We start from the raw sequence: 16,974 nt of genomic DNA on the forward strand, positions 1-16,974 counted from the left end.
AGGCGTGGCCGACGGGCGTCAGTCCGCCATGATCAGGCTCATCGCCTCGTTGCGCGTCGCCGCGTCCCGCAACTGCCCGCGGACCGCCGACGTGATGGTCTTGGCGCCGGGCTTGCGAATGCCCCGCATGGACATGCACATGTGCTCGCACTCGATGACGACGATCACACCGCGCGGCTCCAGAATCCCCATCAGGGAGTCGGCGATCTGCGTGGTGAGACGTTCCTGCACCTGTGGCCGGCGAGCGTAGACGTCCACGAGGCGGGCCAGCTTCGACAGACCGGTGATCTTCCCGCTGATGGAGGGGATGTAGCCGACGTGGGCGACGCCTCTGAACGGCACCAGATGGTGTTCACAGGTGCTGAACACCTCGATGTCCTTCACGAGCACCATCTCGTCGTGCCCGAGGTCGAACGTCGTGGTCAGGACGTCCTCGGGCTGCTGCCACAGCCCCGCGAATATCTCCCGGTACGCCCGCGCCACCCGTCCCGGCGTCTCGCGGAGGCCCTCACGGTCCGGGTCCTCGCCGACCGCGATCAGCAGTTCGCGTACGGCGTTCTCGGCGCGCTTCTCGTCGAACTCGCCGATGAAGCCTTCACCGTCCAGCGTCACGGGGTCGGTCATCTGGTGCCTCGTTCCTGTGCGGGTTCGCGCGTGTGGGGCACGCGCCTCATCTGCGGGCATAGAGAATCGGTCATACGAAATGCCGCGCCCCCCAGGCTAGGTCCTGGGGGGCGCGGCATCCATTCCGGGCCTGGTGGGGCTCCCGGAGCCGGGTCAGCTCTCCGGGCGGTCCTCCGGGGCGGGCTCGGCCACCGGGCTGGACTCCACCGCGGTGGACTTGGCGGTGGAGATGGCCGGCGTCGCGCCGTTGGCGCCGTTCGTCAGTGCGAGCTCCTTGGGGGAGAGCACCGGCGGACGGGTGGAGGGCGTGCGCCGCGAGGAGCCGGTCCAGGCGGGCCGTGCCGGGCGCTTGACGATGGCCGAGAAGACCTCGGCGATCTCCTCCTTGCCCAGCGTCTCCTTCTCCAGCAGTTGAAGCACCAGGTTGTCGAGGACGTCGCGGTTCTCGACCAGGATCTCCCAGGCCTCGTTGTGCGCGTTCTCGATGAGCTTCTTGACTTCCTCGTCCACCAGGGCGGCGACCTCTTCCGAGTAGTCGCGCTGGTGAGCCATCTCACGGCCGAGGAACGGCTCGGTGTTGTCGCCGCCGAACTTGATGGCGCCCAGACGCTCGGTCATGCCGTACTGGGTGACCATCGCCCGCGCGGTCGCCGTGGCCTTCTCGATGTCGTTCGCGGCGCCCGTGGTCGGGTCGTGGAAGACGAGCTCCTCCGCCGCTCGGCCGCCCAGCATGTAGGCCAGCTGGTCGAGCATCTCGTTGCGGGTGGTGGAGTACTTGTCCTCGTCCGGGAGCACCATCGTGTAGCCGAGGGCACGGCCGCGGGACAGGATGGTGATCTTGTGGACCGGGTCGGAGTTCGGCGAAGCCGCCGCGACCAGGGCGTGACCGCCCTCGTGGTACGCGGTGATCTTCTTCTCCTTGTCCGACATGATCCGGGTCCGCTTCTGCGGGCCCGCGACCACACGGTCGATCGCCTCGTCCAGCATGTGGTTGTCGATCAGCTTCAGGTCCGAGCGGGCCGTCAGCAGCGCGGCCTCGTTCAGCACGTTGGAGAGATCGGCGCCCGTGAAGCCGGGGGTGCGGCGGGCGACGGCGGCCAGGTCGACGTCGGGCGCGACCGGCTTGCCCTTCTGGTGAACCTTCAGGATCTCCAGACGGCCCTGCATGTCCGGGCGGTCGACCGCGATCTGACGGTCGAAGCGGCCGGGGCGCAGAAGGGCCGGGTCGAGGATGTCGGGCCGGTTCGTCGCGGCGATGAGGATCACACCGCCCTTGACGTCGAAGCCGTCCATCTCGACGAGCAGCTGGTTCAGCGTCTGCTCGCGCTCGTCGTGACCGCCGCCGAGGCCGGCGCCGCGATGGCGGCCGACCGCGTCGATCTCGTCGACGAAGACGATCGCCGGGGCGTTCGCCTTGGCCTGCTCGAAGAGGTCACGGACTCGGGAGGCACCGACACCGACGAACATCTCGACGAAGTCGGAACCGGAGATCGAGTAGAAGGGAACGCCCGCCTCGCCGGCGACGGCGCGCGCGAGCAGGGTCTTGCCGGTGCCGGGAGGCCCGTACAGGAGCACGCCCTTGGGGATCTTGGCGCCGACGGCCTGGAACTTCGCCGGTTCCTGGAGGAACTCCTTGATCTCATGGAGTTCCTCGACGGCCTCGTCCGAGCCGGCGACGTCGGCGAACGTCGTCTTCGGGGTGTCCTTGGTGATGAGCTTGGCCTTGGACTTCCCGAAGTTCATGACCCGGGAGCCGCCGCCCTGCATCTGATTCATCAGGAACAGGAACACGACCACGATGAGGACGAAGGGGAGCAGGGACAGCAGGATCCCGACGAAGGCGTTCTGCTTCGTCGGCGAGACCGTGTAGCCGTCCGGAATCTGCTTGTCCTGGTACTTGGTCTGCAGCGTGTTGGCGATGGTCACGCCCTGATCGCCGATATAGCTCGCCTGGATCTTCGAGCTGCCCTCGATCTTTGTGCCGTCCTTGAGCGTGGCCTTGATGGTCTGCTCGTCACCGGTGGTGAGCTTGGCCGACTCGACCTTGTTGTCGTTGATCGCTGCAATGACCTGGCCTGTGTCCACCGTCTTGTAGCCGCCGGACGAGCCGACGACCTGCATCAACACGACCACGGCAAGGACGGCCAGCACGATCCACATGACCGGCCCACGGAAGTATCGCTTCACGTCCATCCATACGGAGCGGTGTCGCCCCGTCCCTCCTGCCATAGTGAGTTTGATAAGACAGTTCTTCTGACGGTACCCCAGCTTTGTCGCGCGAAGCCGCACGGGACGGCTGGCGCACCCGTCTGCATGCTCCAACGGCGAGAGGGCCGCCGGGGTTCCCGATCTTCGTACGGGGCTTTGGGCCCTTCGGGTTCAGCCGCCGTAGACGTGAGGCGCGAGCGTACCGACGAACGGGAGGTTGCGGTACTTCTCGGCGTAATCGAGACCGTAGCCGACGACGAACTCGTTGGGGATGTCGAAGCCGACCCACTGCACGTCGATGGCGACCTTGGCGGCCTCGGGCTTGCGCAGCAGCGTGCACACCTTCAGGGAGGCGGGCTCGCGCGAGCCGAGGTTGGACAGCAGCCAGGACAGGGTCAGGCCCGAGTCGATGATGTCCTCGACGATCAGGACGTGCTTGCCCTTGATGTCGGTGTCGAGGTCCTTGAGGATCCGCACCACACCGGAGGACTGGGTGCCCGCGCCGTAGGACGACACGGCCATCCAGTCCATGGTGACGGGGGTGGACAGCGCTCGGGCGAGGTCGGCCATGACCATCACGGCGCCCTTGAGCACGCCGACGATGAGCAGGTCCTTGCCCGCGTACTCCGCGTCGATCTTCGCGGCCAGCTCGACCAGCTTCGCGTCGATCTCTTCCTTGGTGATGAGCACCTCTTTGAGGTCGGTGCCCATGTCTTTCGCGTCCACCCGCATCACTTTCGGTTGTCCCACCGGCCACCGGGACCGCCCACGACCACGTAAGCGGTCCTGCCGGAGGGCCCGGATTCAGCCTTGCCGAATCACCAGTCTGCCACCCTGGCGCTGGGCGACGACTTTGCCGGGGAGATTGATGACTCCCTGGCCGCGCCAGCCGGTGATCAGCCGGTCGACCTCCTCGATGTGCCGGGCGAAGAGGGAACCGGCCGGGGCGCCCGCCTCGATGGCGGCACGCCGCAGGATCCGGCGGCGTACCGCGGGCGGCAGCGCGTAGAGCTTGGCGCACTCCAGGAGGCCGGCTGCGTCCCGTACGGAGGACTCGGCCTGGCCGGCCCAGGCGTCGAGGGCGTCGGCGTCGTCGCGGGAGAGCTGGGCCGTACGGGCGAGGGCTTCGACGACGCCCTTGCCGAGGGCCTTCTCCAGGGCGGGCAGGCCCTCGTGGCGCAGCCGGGAGCGGGTGTAGGCCGGGTCGGCGTTGTGGGGATCGTCCCAGACGGGCAGGGACTGGACCATGCAGGCCTTGCGGGCGGTCTGCCGGTCGAGCTGGAGGAAGGGGCGGCGGTAGCGGCCGCCGGCCCCCGAGACCGCGGCCATGCCGGACAGGGAGCGGATGCCGGAGCCGCGCGCGAGGCCGAGGAGGACGGTTTCGGCCTGGTCGTCGCGGGTGTGGCCGAGGAGGATCGCGGCGGCGCCGTGGCGTTCGGCCGCGGCGTCCAGGGCGGTGTAGCGCGCGTCGCGGGCGGCGGCCTCGGGGCCGCCTGCGCGGCCGACGGACACGGCGGTGGACTCGACCGGATCGAGGCCGAGTTCACGCAGTCGCAGGACGACTTCCTCGGCGCGCAGGTCGGAGCCGGGCTGCAGGCCGTGGTCCACGGTGACGCCGCCGGCGCGGATGCCGAGCCGGGAGGCCTCGAAGGCGAGGGCGGAGGCGAGCGCCATGGAGTCGGCGCCGCCGGAGCACGCCACGAGCACGAGCGGCGACGGCGGGCGCTCGTGCGGGCTTGCCTCGGGGGCGGGGTGGTCATTGAGGATGTCGTGAAGAACGCGGCGGACCGCCAGGCGTATCGCCGCGACCGCAGGATGGGGACCCATTGTCCGGTTCCCTTCATGAAGTTTTCGGGGGGTGAACCCGAGGATCGGTCACTCAGAGTGTGTAGATGGTGACAGAACCGGGCCGTTCCCCGAGCATTGCACGCCTACCGGGGGCTCACGGTCCCTCGGACGGGTGATTGAAGGGGCGTTCGCCTGCCGGCGGCCGGATTCGGTTCACCACCTGTGCCCGGGGTTCACGACTCGGCCTTGCGGTGCACCCGAGCGACCCAGTCCGCCGGTTTGGCGATCTCGGCCTTGGTCGGAAGTGTGTTCGGGGAGGTCCATACGCGGTTGAAGCCGTCCATGCCGACCTGGTCGACGACGGCCCGGACGAAGCGTTCGCCGTCCCGGTACTGCTTGAGTTTGGCGTCCAGGCCCAGCAGTTTGCGCAGCGCGAGGTCCAGCCGGGAGGCGCCCTTCGCGCGGCGCTGCTGGAACTTCTCGCGGATCTCCGCGACCGTCGCCACGACTTCCGGTCCGACTCCGTCCATGACGAAGTCGGCGTGGCCCTCCAGGAGGGACATCACAGCGGTGAGGCGGGCGAGGATCTCGCGCTGCGCGGGCGTCTGCACGAGTTCGACCAGGGAACGCCCGCCGTCGTCCTCCTCGCCCTCCGGTCGGCCGCCGGCGAGCGACTGGGCGGCTTCCCGGACGCGCTCCAGGAAGGTCATGGGGTCGACGTCGGTCTCGCCCAAGAACGACTGGATTTCGCCCTCCAGGTGGTCGCGCAGCCACGGCACGGCGGAGAACTGGGTGCGGTGCGTCTCCTCGTGGAGGCACACCCACAGGCGGAAGTCGTGGGGCTGTACGTCGAGTTCGCGTTCCACATGGACGATGTTCGGCGCGACGAGCAGCAGTCGGCCGCCGCCGTTCGCGCCCGCGGGCAGTTCGCGGGTGGCGGGCGCGAAGGTCTCGTACTGGCCGAGGACCCGGGAGGACAGGAAGGACAGCAACATGCCGAGTTCGACGCCGGTGACCTTGCCGCCGACGGCGCCGAGAACCGCGCCGCCGGGGGTGTTGCCGCGCCGCTCCTGCATCTTGTCGAGGAGGGGTTTGAGGATCTCCCGAAAGCCCGCGACGTTCGCCCGCACCCAGCCGGGGCGGTCGACGACGAGGATCGGGGTGTCGTGGATGACCTCGGTGCCCATACGAGTGAAGCCCCGGACGTGTTCCTCCGAGGCCTTGGCGTGTCGGCGCAGTTCCGCGACGACGGCACGGGCCTCGTCACGGCTGACCTCGGGTCCCGGCCGTACCAGGCGGGTCGCGGTCGCCACCGCGAGATTCCAGTCGACCATCCCCGAAGATGCGGCACCACCGATGCTCGTCATGCGTCAACCGTACGTGAGCGCCGCCGTTGGGGGCAGGCCGCAGGCGGCCGGTCAGGGAGATGTCAGGGTCGGGGCCGGGGGCGGCTCGGGGGTGGTGGGCCGTGCCCCTCAGCGGCAGCCGCATCCGGCGAGCGCCGTGGCCGCCCGGTCCAACGCCGCCTGGGCGGCCGCCGGGTCGGTCGTGTCGGCGGTCAGGAGGGCGAACGCGAGGAGGCGGCCGTCCCGGTCGACGACCGTGCCGGCGAGGGTGTTCACGCCGGTCAGGGTGCCGGTCTTGGCGCGGACGACACCGGCCGCGCCGTCGCCGTAGCGGCTGGTGAGGGTGCCGGTGAAGCCGGCGACCGGGAGGCCGGTGAGGACGGGGCGCAGGTCGGGCCGGGCGGGGTCGCCCGCCTTGACCAGGAGGGCGGTCAGCAGGTTCGCCGTGAGCCGGTCCTCGCGGTTGAGGCCACTGCCGTCCCTGAAGCGGGCGCCGGCCGTCGGCAGTCCGAGCTTCTTCAGCTGGGTCTGGACGGCCTTGCCGGCGCCGTCGAAGTCGGCGCGGACGCCGGTCGCGACGGCGGTCTGGCGGGCGAGGGCCTCGGCGATGTCGTTGTCGCTGTTGGTGAGCATCCGCTCCACCAGGGCGGACAGCGGGGGCGAGGAAACGGTGGCGAGGCTCTGCGCGCGCGTGGTGGCCTTGGAGGGGCCGGGGGCCGTGGTCCTGATGCCGGCGGCCTTCAGGAACTCCGCGAACCTGAGGGTCGCGTCGGCCGCCGGGTCGCTCACCCGGGTCGCCGGGCCGCTGGTGGAGTCGTCGGTGCGGCCCTCGTCGGCGGACAGGGCGGTGACGGGGGCGAGGTTGGGGTTGACCCCGATGGGGTGAACTTGGGTTCCGGCGTACCGGGTCGTGTCGTACGAGAGCGTCACCCGGGTGAGGCCGCGCTTCTTCAGGGCGGCGGCGGTGGAGACGGCGAGGGTGCGCAGGCTCGCCCAGCCCTCGGCGGCGGGGCGGGCCGTGAGCGTGGGGTCGCCGCCGCCGACGAGAACGAGCTCCTTGGTGTCGGGCTCGAGCGCCGCGCGCGTGGTGAGGCGGTGCTCGGCGCCCATCGCGGAGAGCGCGGCGACCGCGGTGGCGATCTTCGTGGTGGACGCCGGGGTCAACGCCTGGTCGGCTCCGGTGCCGTACAGCTGCCTGCCGGAGGCCACGTCGACGATCGCGGCGGTGTGCCGGGCGCCGAGAGCCGGATCGTCCAGGAGGGGGGCCAGGACGTTCGCGAGGCCCGGACCGGTGGGGAGGGCGGCCGGGGCCGACTTCACGGTGCTGCCGACGGTGCCGCCGAGGCCGGTGAGGACGGAGGCGGCACTGGGGGCGGGCCGCGGCGCACCGGCCGCCGTGTCGGACGTACCGGACGAATCGTTCGGGCGGCCGTGATCTGCGCCACCCGTCCGTTCGAGGGCGGCCGCCCGGTCCCGCTCCGCCGTACGCTGACCGGTGGAGTCCCAGGGGCCGGCGGCGGTCACCACGCCGGCGGCCAGCGCCAGCCCGGCGGTCGCCGCACCCGCGGTGTACTGCCAGGACCTGGCGTTCGGTCTGGAGGTCATCGGCTTCGTGACGCGTGCGAGGTGCGGCTTCGCCGCCCGTGTGAGCCGTGCGACCTGCGGCTTGGCGGCGGCCACGCGCGCGAGGCGGGGTCGTACGATCCCTGCGGCCCGCGCCAGACGCGGTCGTACGGCGTCCGCGACCCGCACCACATGCGGTCTCGCGGCCCGCCAAGGCCTCAGCTCTGGCACGATCACCAGCCCCTTTCGCGATCACACAGCTGCGTGAGGGACACTTAACCACCAGAACTATGTGCTGATCATGGAGGAGCCACCGGTGGAGTTCGACGTCACGATCGAGATCCCGAAGGGTTCGCGGAACAAGTACGAGGTGGACCACGAGACCGGTCGGATCCGCCTGGACCGTCGACTCTTCACCTCGACCGCCTACCCGACCGACTACGGATTCGTCGAGAACACTCTCGGCGAGGACGGCGACCCGCTGGACGCGCTGGTCATCCTGGACGAGCCCACCTTCCCGGGCTGTCTGATCCGGTGCCGCGCGATCGGCATGTTCCGGATGACGGACGAGGCCGGCGGCGACGACAAGCTGCTGTGCGTCCCGGCGACCGACCCGCGCGTGGAGCACCTGCGGGACATCCACCACGTGTCGGAGTTCGACCGCCTGGAGATCCAGCACTTCTTCGAGGTCTACAAGGACCTGGAGCCCGGCAAGTCCGTGGAGGGCGCCGACTGGGTCGGCCGTACGGACGCCGAGGCGGAGATCGAGCGGTCCTACAAGCGGTTCAAGGACCAGGGCGGTCACTGAGGCAGCGGCCGCATAGAGGTGCGTAGAGGGCTGCACGCGCACGCGTGCGGCCCTCTCGCGTGTCTGTGCGCATACTGAGGCCCACGGAAGGTGTCGTTCAGGGAGCGTTGCTGAGTGTCGGAGGCGGAGGACCGCAAACCGCAGTCGGACGAGGCCAGGGGTGCTTTCGACCCCGAGATCACGTCGGAGTTCGCGATCCCGGCGGGGCTGGCCGTCCCGAAGGCCGGGGTCGAGTCGGAGACCACCTCGGAGTTCGCCGTTCCGCAGGGCCTGGACGTGGGGCAGCAGGCCGCCGGGGAGACCGAGGGGTCGGCGTTCAGTCTGCCGCGCACGTACAGCGCCCGACAGGCCCCGGCCGCGTTCACACCGGCGGCCGGCGTGCCGATGGTGAGTCTGACCAAGGACGTGCCCTGGCAGGACCGGATGCGCACGATGCTGCGGATGCCGGTGGCCGAACGGCCCGCGCCGGAGCCGGGCCCCAAGGCGGAGGAGGGCGGCCCGGCCGTCCCGCGCGTGCTCGACCTGACGCTGCGCATCGGCGAGTTGCTGCTGGCGGGCGGGGAGGGCGCCGAGGACGTGGAGGCCGCGATGTTCGCCGTCTGCCGCTCCTACGGGCTCGACCGCTGCGAGCCGAACGTCACCTTCACGCTGCTGTCGATCTCGTACCAGCCGTCCCTGGTGGAGGACCCGGTGACGGCGTCGCGGACCGTGCGCCGCCGAGGCACCGACTACACGCGCCTGGCGGCCGTCTTCCGGCTCGTGGACGATCTGAGCGACCCGGAGACCCACCTCTCCCTGGAGGAGGCCTACCGGCGGCTCGCGGAGATGCGCCGCAACCGGCACCCGTATCCGACCTGGGTGCTGACCTCGGCGAGCGGGCTGCTCGCGGGCGCGGCCTCGGTGCTGGTCGGCGGTGACGTGGTCGTGTTCGTCGCGGCCGCGCTCGGCGCGATGCTCGGCGACCGGCTGGCGTGGCTCTGCGCGGGGCGCGGACTGCCGGAGTTCTACCAGTTCCTGGTCGCCGCGATGCCGCCGGCCGCGATAGGCATCGCGCTGACGCTGGGTCACGTCGATGTGAAGGCCTCCGCGGTCGTCACCGGTGGGCTGTTCGCGCTGCTGCCCGGACGGGCGCTGGTGGCGGGCGTCCAGGACGGTCTGACGGGCTTCTACATCACCGCCGCCGCCCGCCTGTTGGAGGTCACGTACTTCTTCGTGGGCATCGTCGCCGGGGTGCTGGTGATGCTCTACGTCGGCGTGCAGTTTGGCGCCCATCTCAACCCCGACGCGGCCCTGGGCATCGGCAAGCACCCGCTGTGGCAGATCGGGGCGTCGATGCTGCTCTCGCTGACGTTCGCGGTGCTGCTCCAGCAGGAACGATCCACCGTGCTGGCCGTGACGCTGAACGGCGGTGTGGCCTGGTCGGTGTACGGCGCGATGTACTACACCGGGGAGATCTCGCCGGTGGCCTCCACGGCCGTCGCGGCGGGGGTGGTGGGACTGTTCGGGCAGCTGCTCTCGCGATACCGGTTCGCGTCCGCCCTGCCGTACACGACCGCCGCGATCGGGCCCCTGCTGCCGGGGTCGGCGACGTATTTCGGGCTGTTGGCGATCGCGCAGAACAAGGTGGACGCGGGGCTGGTGTCGCTCGCCAAGGCCGCGGCGCTCGCCATGGCCATCGCCATCGGCGTGAACCTGGGATCCGAGGTGTCGCGGCTGTTCCTGCGGATCGGCTCCGCGGAGAAACGGCGGGCCGCCAAGAGGACGCGGGGGTTCTGAGCACCGCCCCGCACCCTTCCCGCGCCCTTCCCGCGCCCTTCAGGGACGCTCGCTTCCGGTAGCCCTGTCTAGTAGCCCTGGTTCTGGTTGTCGTACGGGTACTGGGGCTGCTGGGGCTGCTGGGGCTGCTGGGGCTGCTGCTGCCAGTCCTGGGGGTACTGCTGCTGTTGCGGGTACTGCTGCTGGCCGCCGTAGTAGTCGTTCGGGTGGCCCTGGTTGGCGTGGCCCTGGTTCTGATGGCCGGGGTTCTGGTAGCCCTGGTTCTGGCGGCTCTGGTCCTGGTAGCCCTGGTTCTGGTCGTACGTGTGGTTGCCGTACGGGGCGGGCTCTTCGACGCGGCGGAGCTGGGTTGTCGCGTCGTCCATGACCGGGGGCCGCTGCTGGGCGGGGGCGGCCTGCGGGGGGTTCTTCTTGGCCTGGGAACGCGCGCGCAGGAACTCGATGATGATCGGGATCACGGAGACGAGGACGATCAGGATGAGGATCGCCTCGATGTTCGCCTTGACGAAGTCGATCTTGCCGAGCCAGGAGCCGAGCAGCGTCACGCCCGCGCCCCACAGCACGCCGCCGATGACGTTGAAGATCAGGAACGAGCGGTACTTCATGCCGCTGACGCCGGCGATGATCGGCGTGAATGTGCGCACGATGGGCACGAAGCGGGCCAGGACCAGGGACTTCGGGCCGTACTTCTCGAAGAACTCGTGCGCCTTGCTGACGTTCTCCTGCTTGAAGAGGCGGGAGTCCGGGCGGTTGAAGAGCGAGGGGCCGACCTTCTTGCCGAACATGTAACCCGCCTGGTCGCCCAGGATCGCGGCGACGCAGATGAGGGCGATCGCGCCCCACAGCGGGAAGTCCAGCTGGTTCGAGGTGATCAGCAGGCCGGCGGTGAACAGCAGCGAGTCGCCGGGCAGGAAGAACCCGATCAGCAGACCCGACTCCGCGAAGACGATGAGCAGCAGGCCCCAGATGCTGTAGGTGTCGAGCAGATAGTTGGGGTCCAGCCAGCTCGGCCCGAGGGCAAGAGTCATCACGGTTCCGGGCTCCTACGGGTGGGGGACGTACGGCGTTTTTGGTACGGCCGCACAAAGCTATCAACGCAATGTGCCCACCCCAGGTTCCACGGGTGCCCCCGGGATGCGCTGTGCCCCGACTGGGACGAGGCTGTGAGCCATGGGCATCGAGGATTACGGCGGCGGGCAGGGCCCCCAGCCGGACGTACTGGTCGTCACCACGAACGACGTACCCGGGTTCCGGGTGCAGCAGGTCATCGGTGAGGTCTTCGGACTGACCGTGCGCTCACGGCACCTGGGCAGCCAGATCGGCGCGGGCCTGAAGTCGATGATCGGCGGCGAGCTCAAGGGGTTGACCAAGACCCTCGTGCAGACCCGCAACCAGGCCATGGAACGCCTCGTCGAGCAGGCACGCGCGCGTGGAGCCAACGGCGTGCTCATGTTCCGCTTCGACGTGACGGAGGCGGCGGACGTGGGCACCGAGGTATGCGCCTACGGGACGGCGGTGGTCCTGGTCCAGGAGTAGGGAGTAGGGAGTAGGGAGTAGGTCCGGACCAGGACCACGGAGGCGTCGCCCTACGACGTCCGTCGCGCCGCGTTGGCCGTGATCGCCTCCTTGAGGTGCTCGGCGAGGCCCGGGTGCATGGAGTCGTAGAACGCCTTGAAGCGTTCGTCGGAGACGTACATCTCCCCCAGGCACAGGTGCGTCGTGTGCGGGCAGTCGTAGAACCATGTGCTGATGTGCCGGCGGTGTTCCTCGGCCATGTCCATCGCCGTCTCCCCGGTGGGCGGTTCGCCCGCGGCCACCAGGCCGGCGTAGCGCTCGCTCCAGTCGTCGACCTCGGCCTGCAGGCGCTTCCAGTCGTCCTTGCTGTAGCCGGCGGCGCGGCGCTGGGACTCGGCGTAGGCCTCGGTGCCGCCCCAGCGCTGCTCCGCCTCCTCGGCGTACTGCTCGGGGTCCTTGTCGCCGAAGACCTCGAACCTCTCTTCGGGGGTGAGGTTGATGCCCATCTTGCGTGCCTCCATGGCGTGTTCCACGGCCGCGGCCATCTTCTGCAGCTTCTCGATCCGGGCGGTCAGCAGTTCGTGCTGGCGGCGCAGGTGCGCGCGCGGGTCGGTCGCCGGGTCGTCGAGCAGGGCCGCGACCTCCTCGAGCGGGAAGCCGAGCTCGCGGTAGAACAGGATCTGCTGCAGCCGGTCGAGGTCGGCGTCCTCGTAGCGCCGGTGACCTGCGTGGCTGCGCCCGCCGGGGACGAGCAGGCCGATGTCGTCGTAGTGGTGCAGGGTGCGCACCGTGACCCCGGCGAATCCGGCGACCTGTCCTACGGAGTAGCTCACTTCACCCGCTCCCTTCTCGGTACGGGCTCCACGATGTGTCCTCACGTCACGTGAGGTGCAAGCCCCGCCCCCGAGTGGCACTTTTCAAGATGTCCGTCCCGTTGGGCCCGCTTATCGTGAGCCCGTGGCCCAGGACACCGCGCGGCAGACGCCTTTCGCTCCGGCGACTCCGGCAGGCGTCCTGCTGCCGTCGATCCTGCCCGCTCTCGTCGTCGGCGTGCCGGCGACCCTGCTGTTCCTGCTGGTGAGCGGGGCGGCGGGGCGGCAGACCCAGGGGGCGCTGTGGGACGACGTCTTCGCGCCGCTGGTCGCCGCCGCGGCCGGCTCGATGACGACCACCCTGGTGCGGCTGGGGCACCCGATGCCGGCGCTGCCGGCCGGCGGACTCGTCCTGGGCCTGCTGGGGGCCCTGGGCGGCCCTCTGACGCTCTTCAAGGGGCTCGGCGAGGGTCGGGGAGCTCGCGGCCGATCCGGAGGGCTGGTCGGCCGGACAGTGCGTGACGATGACGGTGGTGAAGCCGACGGCGCTGCTCGTCGCCGCGTCCTGCGGCTTTTGGGGCGGGCGGATCTTCCCGTCCGTGTTCGTGGTCGTCGCCCTCGGCCTCACCGCGCATGCCCTCGTCGCCCTGCTGTGCATCGCCTCGCTGCCGGCCCGGCTGCTGATGACGGGCGGCCACAGATGCAGTTGCGCGACGTCGGAACGGCGGTGCGGTGACTGCGTGAACCGATCAGACCCCTCGATCCGATGAAGCGGTAGAACGCCACCCGGCGCTCGTCGCTCCTCAGTCAGGAGAAGAAGCCATGCCCCTGCACGAAGGCCACAAGAAGCCCGACGAGCGCCCCCTGTCCGTCAACCCCTTCTACGGCGAGGCGAATCCGTTGGGCGGTATGACCGAGGCGCCGCCCAAACACCGGCTGCCGGACGCGCCGATGCCGCCGTCGACGGCGTATCAGCTCGTGCACGACGAGCTGATGCTGGACGGCAATGCGCGGCTCAACCTGGCCACCTTCGTCACCACGTGGATGGAGCCGCAGGCCGGGGTGCTGATGGCGGAGTGCCGGGACAAGAACATGATCGACAAGGACGAGTATCCGCGCACCGCCGAGCTGGAGCGGCGCTGTGTGGCGATGCTCGCCGACCTGTGGAACGCGCCCGACCCGTCGGCGGCCGTGGGATGTTCGACGACGGGGTCGAGCGAGGCGTGCATGCTCGCCGGGATGGCGATGAAGCGGAGGTGGGCGCAGCGCAACGCCGATCGCTATCCCGCGCGCGATGTCCGGCCGAACCTCGTGATGGGCGTCAACGTCCAGGTCTGCTGGGAGAAGTTCTGCAATTTCTGGGAGGTGGAGGCCCGTCAGGTCCCCATGGAGGGGGACCGGTTCCATCTCGACCCGCAGGCCGCGGCCGAGCTGTGCGACGAGAACACCATCGGGGTCGTCGGCATCCTCGGCTCCACCTTCGACGGGTCCTACGAGCCGATCGCCGAGCTGTGCGCGGCCCTGGACGCCCTCCAGGAGCGGACCGGGCTCGACATCCCGGTGCATGTGGACGGCGCGTCCGGCGCGATGATCGCTCCTTTCCTCGACGAGGACCTGGTGTGGGACTTCCGTCTCCCGCGCGTGGCGTCCATCAACACCTCGGGGCACAAGTACGGGCTGGTGTACCCGGGGGTCGGCTGGGCTCTGTGGCGTGACAGGGAGGCACTGCCGGAGGAGCTGGTGTTCCGTGTGAACTACCTGGGCGGCGACATGCCGACCTTCGCGCTCAACTTCTCCCGGCCGGGCGCGCAGGTCGTCGCGCAGTACTACACGCTGCTGCGGCTGGGCCGCGAGGGCTTCCGTGCGGTGCAGCAGTCCACGCGGGATGTGGCCCGGGGCATCGCCGACCGGGTGGAGGCGCTCGAGGACTTCCGGCTTCTCACCCGGGGCGACCAACTGCCGGTGTTCGCCTTCACGACGGCGCCGGGCGTGGAGTCGTACGACGTGTTCGACGTCTCCCGGCGGCTGCGTGAGAACGGCTGGCTGGTTCCCGCCTACACCTTCCCGCCGAAGCGGGAGGACCTGTCCGCCCTGCGGGTCGTGTGCAGAAACGGCTTCTCGGAGGACCTCGCCGACCTGTTCGTGGAGGACCTGACCCGGCTGCTGCCGGAGCTGCGGCGGCAGTCGGGGCCGTCCACCCGGGACAAGGGGGTGGCGACCGGGTTCCATCACTAGGCGGATCGACCCGCTGGGCTGGATCGACCCGCTGGGCTGTGCCGGTGGCGGCCGCCACCGGCCCCGGCGGCAGCGGTTCGTGCAGGTGTCAGCGGGAGTCCCCCGGATGCGGCTCCTTCGTCGCGTACGGGTTCTCCTGGCCCTCCGCCAGTACGCCGACGAACGGCTCGCCCTCCCCGGCGAAGGTGTACGCCCCCTCCTCGATCCGGGCGATGAGGCCGCGGGTCCACTCGGCGTCCGTGTCGGCCGTGTGGACCCAGAGGTTCATGATCTCGCCGATGTGGCCCAGCTGTTCCGGGCCGTCCTCGGGGACATAGTGCTCGGTGACGGCGGAGCGCCACTCCTCGATGCGGCGGATGCGCTCCTTCAGGAGCGACACGGCCTCCGCGCGCGGGAGGTCGACCACGGCGCCGATCGCCGCCGTCTTCATGTCCATCTTCTGGTCGTACGAGGTCAGCGCCTCGCGCACCAGCCTGAGGTATTCCTCGGTACCGGCCTCGGTGATCTCGTACTCGGTGCGCGGCGGGCCGCCCGCGGTGGACGGCGCCGTCTCGTGCTCGCGCAGCAGTCCCTGCTTCGCCATCTGCTTCAGGGCGTGGTAGATCGAGCCCGGCTTGGCGTTGGACCACTCATGGGCGCCCCAGTACTCCAGGTCGCCGCGCACCTGGTAGCCGTGGGCCCGCCCGTGCTGACGCACGGCGCCCAGCACGAGAAGACGGATCGCTGACATGTGCCCAGGTTAGGGCGTGGTCGGCGGGCGCCCCAATGCGCGGGTGCCCGCCCCGGTCGCGTTCAGAAGGGGAAGCCGCTGCGGCCGTGCTGGACGGAGATCCACTTCGTGGTGGTGAAGGCCTCCACGGTCATCTCGCCGTTGAGACGGCCGACACCGGAGTTCTTCTCGCCGCCGAAGGGGACGATCGGCTCGTCGTGGACGGTGGAGTCGTTGACGTGGAACATGCCGGTGACGATCTGCCGGGCGAAGGCGACGCCCCGCTCGACGTCGGCGGTGTGGACCGCGCCGCTCAGGCCGTACGGGGTGTCGTTGACCAGGCGTACGGCCTCGTCCTCGCCGTCGAAGGTGTTGAGGAAGACGACCGGGCCGAAGACCTCCTGCCGGAGCAGGGGGGAGTCGGTGGGGAGGCCCGCCAGCACGGAGGGCTCGACGACGTTTTCGGTGGTCGTGCCGTGCAGGAGAGCGTTCGCGCCCGCGGCGATCGCCTGCGTCACGACGGACGAGACCGCCTCCGCCTGCGAGCTGTTGATCAGCGGGCCGATGATGGTCTGCGGGTCGCGGGGGTCGCCGGCCTTGAGGGTCTTCGTCTTGGCGACGAACTTCTCCGTGAACTCGTCGGCGACGGAGCGGTCGACCAAAATGCGGTTGGCGGCCATGCAGACCTGACCCTGGTGGACGAAACGGCTGAAGACGGCCGCGTCGACCGCGTAGTCGAGGTCGGCGTCGTCGAGGACGACGAAGGCGCTGTTGCCGCCGAGTTCGATGACGGACCGCTTGAAGTGCGAGGCGGCGACGGTGGCGACGTGCCGGCCGACCCTGTCGGAGCCGGTGAAGGAGATGACCCGCGGGATCGGGTGCTCCAGGAAGGCGTCGCCGATCTCGGCGATGTCGGTCACGACGACGTTCAGCAGGCCCGGAGGCAGACCCGCGTCCTCGAAGAGCTTGGCGATGACGGTGCCGCCGGCGACCGGGGTGTTCTGGTGCGGCTTGAGCACCACGCCGTTGCCGAGGGCCAGCGCGGGGGCGACGGACTTCAGCGACAGCAGGAACGGGACGTTGAAGGGGCTGATCACCCCGACCACGCCGACCGGCTCGCGGTAGACGCGGTTCTCCTTGCCGTCGATCGGCGAGGGCAGGATGCGGCCCTCGGGGCGCAGCGTCAGCTGGATCGACTCGCGCAGGAACTCCTTGGCCAGGTGAAGTTCGAAGGCGGCCTTGCCGAGCGTGCCGCCGGCCTCGTCGACGAGGATCGCGCTGATCTCCGGCTCGCGCTCCTCCACCAGGCGCAGCACGTTCTCGAAGACCGTGCGGCGGGCGTAGGGGCTGGTCGCGGCCCACTGCTTCTGGGCGCGGGCGGCGGCGCGGTAGGCCTCGTCGACCTCGTCGACGGTGGCGATGGTGATCGAGGCGAGCTTCTCGCCGTTGTAGGGGTTCACAGTGATGATGTCCCAGGACCCCGTCCCCGGACGCCACTTACCGTCGATGTACTGCTGGGCCAGGTCGGTGAAGTAGGACGACATGTGAACCCTCAATCCCCTGCTGCGATCGGCTGTGATCGCTCGGCAT

At 69.9% G+C, this 16,974-nt stretch carries 14 protein-coding genes and 1 pseudogene; 5 read left to right on the top strand and 10 right to left on the bottom strand.

Annotated features, from left to right (window positions below):
* Positions 1 to 18: 18 nt before the first annotated feature.
* The 6 genes from folE to dacB form a co-directional block, all read right to left on the bottom strand.
* Complete coding sequence (folE, locus tag ACZ5SK_RS13420) at positions 19 to 624, bottom strand: GTP cyclohydrolase I FolE (RefSeq protein WP_334578090.1); 606 nt, start codon at positions 622 to 624, stop codon at positions 19 to 21.
* Between the two features lie 153 nt (positions 625 to 777).
* Positions 778 to 2,817 carry an ATP-dependent zinc metalloprotease FtsH gene (gene ftsH / locus ACZ5SK_RS13425; RefSeq protein WP_334578091.1) on the bottom strand — a complete coding sequence of 680 codons (2,040 nt, stop codon included), beginning with the start codon at positions 2,815 to 2,817 and terminating at the stop codon, positions 778 to 780.
* Between the two features lie 186 nt (positions 2,818 to 3,003).
* Positions 3,004 to 3,564: a hypoxanthine phosphoribosyltransferase gene (gene hpt / locus ACZ5SK_RS13430; protein ID WP_334581228.1), complete on the bottom strand. Its 561-nt coding sequence runs from the start codon at positions 3,562 to 3,564 to the stop codon at positions 3,004 to 3,006.
* A gap of 72 nt (positions 3,565 to 3,636) precedes the next feature.
* The gene (gene tilS, locus ACZ5SK_RS13435) at positions 3,637 to 4,659 is read right to left on the bottom strand and encodes a tRNA lysidine(34) synthetase TilS (protein WP_334578092.1); all 1,023 of its coding nucleotides are present in this window, start codon (positions 4,657 to 4,659) and stop codon (positions 3,637 to 3,639) included.
* Positions 4,660 to 4,853: 194 nt separating this feature from the next.
* Positions 4,854 to 5,987, bottom strand: coding sequence for a zinc-dependent metalloprotease (locus ACZ5SK_RS13440; RefSeq protein ID WP_334578093.1), 1,134 nt, complete (start codon positions 5,985 to 5,987; stop codon positions 4,854 to 4,856).
* Positions 5,988 to 6,095: 108 nt separating this feature from the next.
* Positions 6,096 to 7,766 carry a D-alanyl-D-alanine carboxypeptidase/D-alanyl-D-alanine endopeptidase gene (gene dacB, locus ACZ5SK_RS13445; protein ID WP_361708566.1) on the bottom strand — a complete coding sequence of 557 codons (1,671 nt, stop codon included), beginning with the start codon at positions 7,764 to 7,766 and terminating at the stop codon, positions 6,096 to 6,098.
* A 79-nt stretch (positions 7,767 to 7,845) separates the two neighbouring features.
* Between dacB and ACZ5SK_RS13450 the strand changes: the two genes are divergently transcribed.
* A complete protein-coding gene (locus ACZ5SK_RS13450; protein WP_055637912.1) occupies positions 7,846 to 8,337 on the top strand; it encodes an inorganic diphosphatase in 492 nt (163 codons plus the stop codon).
* 114 nt (positions 8,338 to 8,451) lie between these two features.
* Positions 8,452 to 10,113, top strand: coding sequence for a threonine/serine exporter family protein (locus tag ACZ5SK_RS13455; protein ID WP_334578095.1), 1,662 nt, complete (start codon positions 8,452 to 8,454; stop codon positions 10,111 to 10,113).
* 68 nt (positions 10,114 to 10,181) lie between these two features.
* On the opposite strand, the gene ACZ5SK_RS13460 is transcribed toward ACZ5SK_RS13455, so the two are convergent.
* Positions 10,182 to 11,144: a DedA family protein gene (locus ACZ5SK_RS13460; protein WP_468575997.1), complete on the bottom strand. Its 963-nt coding sequence runs from the start codon at positions 11,142 to 11,144 to the stop codon at positions 10,182 to 10,184.
* Between the two features lie 139 nt (positions 11,145 to 11,283).
* Here ACZ5SK_RS13460 and ACZ5SK_RS13465 point away from each other — a divergent pair, with 139 nt between their 5' ends.
* On the top strand, positions 11,284 to 11,649 hold the full coding sequence (locus ACZ5SK_RS13465; protein WP_361708573.1) for a YbjQ family protein: 366 nt from the start codon (positions 11,284 to 11,286) through the stop codon (positions 11,647 to 11,649).
* 50 nt (positions 11,650 to 11,699) lie between these two features.
* Here ACZ5SK_RS13465 and ACZ5SK_RS13470 read toward each other — a convergent pair whose 3' ends face one another.
* Entirely contained in the window at positions 11,700 to 12,461 is a 762-nt protein-coding gene (locus tag ACZ5SK_RS13470) for a MerR family transcriptional regulator (protein WP_334578098.1), read from the bottom strand.
* A 154-nt stretch (positions 12,462 to 12,615) separates the two neighbouring features.
* Here ACZ5SK_RS13470 and ACZ5SK_RS13475 point away from each other — a divergent pair.
* A pseudogene (locus ACZ5SK_RS13475) lies at positions 12,616 to 13,176 on the top strand (voltage-gated chloride channel family protein); the annotation flags it as partial.
* Positions 13,177 to 13,262: 86 nt separating this feature from the next.
* Positions 13,263 to 14,675 (top strand): glutamate decarboxylase, encoded by a 1,413-nt coding sequence (locus ACZ5SK_RS13480; protein ID WP_334578099.1) that lies wholly within the window; start codon positions 13,263 to 13,265, stop codon positions 14,673 to 14,675.
* 88 nt (positions 14,676 to 14,763) lie between these two features.
* Here the strand turns inward: ACZ5SK_RS13480 and ACZ5SK_RS13485 are convergent, their stop codons facing one another.
* Both ACZ5SK_RS13485 and ACZ5SK_RS13490 read right to left on the bottom strand, forming a co-directional pair.
* Positions 14,764 to 15,405: a PadR family transcriptional regulator gene (locus ACZ5SK_RS13485; RefSeq protein WP_334578100.1), complete on the bottom strand. Its 642-nt coding sequence runs from the start codon at positions 15,403 to 15,405 to the stop codon at positions 14,764 to 14,766.
* A 62-nt stretch (positions 15,406 to 15,467) separates the two neighbouring features.
* Positions 15,468 to 16,928: an aldehyde dehydrogenase family protein gene (locus tag ACZ5SK_RS13490; protein WP_334578101.1), complete on the bottom strand. Its 1,461-nt coding sequence runs from the start codon at positions 16,926 to 16,928 to the stop codon at positions 15,468 to 15,470.
* Between the last annotated feature and the right edge of the window lie 46 nt (positions 16,929 to 16,974).

Source organism: Streptomyces sp. NPDC031474 (assembly GCF_055581185.1).